This window comes from Streptomyces sp. NPDC055078 (assembly GCF_053607985.1).
The window spans coordinates 1-2,274 of record NZ_JBSGUP010000953.1; the positions used below are offsets into that span (position 1 = coordinate 1).

2 protein-coding genes and 1 pseudogene are annotated in these 2,274 nt (G+C 73.5%); 2 read left to right on the forward strand and 1 reads right to left on the reverse strand.

Annotated features, from left to right (window positions below; genetic code table 11):
* Nucleotides 1-433: aldehyde dehydrogenase family protein (locus ACWF94_RS39025; RefSeq protein WP_453499808.1), on the forward strand; the 433-nt coding region annotated here is incomplete at its 5' end.
* Here ACWF94_RS39025 and ACWF94_RS39030 read toward each other — a convergent pair.
* A complete protein-coding gene (locus tag ACWF94_RS39030; RefSeq protein WP_453499810.1) occupies nucleotides 423-878 on the reverse strand; it encodes a hypothetical protein in 456 nt (151 codons plus the stop codon). The two genes, ACWF94_RS39025 and ACWF94_RS39030, sit on opposite strands and share 11 nt — an antisense overlap.
* Nucleotides 879-1,996: 1,118 nt before the next feature.
* On the opposite strand from ACWF94_RS39030, the pseudogene ACWF94_RS39035 reads away from it, so the two are divergent.
* Nucleotides 1,997-2,274: pseudogene (locus tag ACWF94_RS39035) on the forward strand (hypothetical protein); the annotation flags it as partial.

The following is a 2,274-nucleotide window of genomic DNA, read 5'->3' on the forward strand; positions in this document are numbered from 1 at the left end:
CCTCAAGGAAGCGCCCCGCGAAGGAGCCCGGCTGGTCACCGGTGGCGACGCACCCGCCGGCGAAGGGTGGTTCGTCCGGCCGACCGTGTTCGACCGGGTGGAAGGGGGCATGCGCATCGCCCGCGAGGAGGTCTTCGGCCCGGTTCTCGCCGTGCAGTCGTTCCGCGACACCGCCGAGGCGACGGAGCAGATGAACGCGACCGACTTCGGTCTGCTGGCCTGTATCTGGACCAGCGACATTTCCCGGGCGCTGCGGCTGACGAAGGACGTCCGCTCCGGGCAGGTGGCGGTCAACCAGTTCCATGACGCGGGAGTGATCGGCTTTCCGTTCAATATGCAGAAGGACAGCGGCTTCAGCCGGGGCGGTGGGTATGCGGCGCTGCGCGAGTACACCCAGGAGAAGGGTGTCGCCATCCGGCTGCTCACCCGATGAGACCCGGCACCATGGGTACCACCGCCGGAGCGTGGTCCAACAGGCCCTGGCGCGGGCGGGTCCGGACGCCGTAGCCGCTGTTGTGGAGCGTGAGCCGACCGGGGCCGTGTTCCCCGGCGCCGAGTGTGCTGATGTGCTCCGGGCGCTTCCGCGGCCGGCCGGTGTGTGCCCGCTCGGTGCCGAGGGCGTGCCGCCGGCGACCCGCGACGGCCGGGGTGCCGAACGCCGTGCGCGCGGTGTGTCCCGACCGGTGGCCGGCACACTCGACGGGTGGCGGGCCACGGCGACGCCCGTGCGTACGCGGGCCACGGCGACGCCCGTACGTACGGACACGTCGGCGGCCGGTGCGTACGGACACGTCGGCGGCCGGTGCGCTGCTGACCACCGATGGCGGTGACCGGCGGGTGCGGGCGCCCACCGCTGCCACCGGCACCTGGACACTCATCGACGCCATACGCGTGGGGCGGCGACGCTGCCGAGGTCTCGCCTCGGCACACACCGGCCGACGCCGTCGCGGTCCGCGGTCCGCGGCCGTGAGCCCCTCGGTGTACGCGGCGGCGGGACCGGGGACCGATCCGCGATGACCGCCGGGCCGGTGCCGTACCACTCCACGGCGGCTCCCGCCCGAGCGCCCGGTCCCACGGCCGTCGCCCGGCTGGAGCCACCCGTACGGCAGGAGGGGCTACGGGTGGACGCCGTACGACAGGAGGGGCGTACGGCGTGGACGGTGGCGCCGGGGCGGCTCTCCCCCGCCTACGGGACCCGGCTGAGCCGCATGACCGGCGACGAGTCCGCCGGATCAGGAACCTCCTCGGCGCGGCCCCCTTGCTTCCGCCGTCCCGGCGGAACCGCCCCTGGCTCTCAGGGCCCTGGATCCGCCCGCCGCTGACGACCGGCAGCCGCGCGGCGATGACGCGGGCAGCGCGCCGGACCGGCCTTCACTCCTCGCTTGGCGGCCGGACGCGGAATTCGGCGTTTCGTCCGCCGCCGGGCCGTCGCGCGACACGGCGATTCCCGTCCGCGCACCGGCCTCCGGCTGCCGCCGACCGGGCCGTCGGCCTTGTGGGCCGGTGAACCGCCGGCGAATCGAAGATGTGGCGCAGGAGCGTTGACAGCACTGGGCGGCGGAGGTCAGAGTACCTCGCAATACGTTCCACCGCCTCGCAATGCGAGACGGCAAGGATGAGGAGGCCACGTGGTGCGAGCCATGGTGCAGACCGATTCCGGCGGGCCCGAGGCCGTCTTCCCGCGGGATGTCCCGGTGCACGCCGTGCGCGCCGGGGCCGGCCGCGTCACCACCGACGTTGACCGGCGATTCGGTCATGTCCGCCCCGGGGCCGTATCGATCCCATCCGGGTCCGAGCGGCCGGGCTGACGGGACACCCCGTGGTGTGTCGCCGGTCCCGTGCTGTGTCGCCGCACATGAGGAGTCCCTCTTCCACCGGAGGCGTGTCTCCCGCGCCGAGTTCGGCCGAAGCATCGAACCCGCCCACCGACCACCACCCCAGCCGCCACGCGACCGCCTCGACGGGGCGGTGCCACCCAGCGAATGGAACCACGCACATGACTACACACAGCATGCTCTGGCGTCGTGGGGCCGCGGTCGGCCTCGCCCTCGCGGGAGCCGTCGCGCTGTCCGGCTGCGCCGACAACGCGGCGACGGCGCCCAAGACGACCTCCGCGGCGAGCGGCGGCAGCGACTCCGGCCTCAAGGAGCCCGATGTCAACGGCGACGGCAAGGTCGTCATCGGTGTCCTCAGCCCCGGCGACATCAACGACCGCGGCTACTACCAGAGCTTCGTCGACTCGGCCGACGCCTTCGCCAAGGCGAAGGGCTGGAC

Excerpts from the sequence above, each read along its gene's own strand:
- ACWF94_RS39030 (WP_453499810.1), bottom strand. The coding sequence starts at position 878 with ATGAGTGTCCAGGTGCCGGTGGCAGCGGTGGGCGCCCGCACCCGCCGG.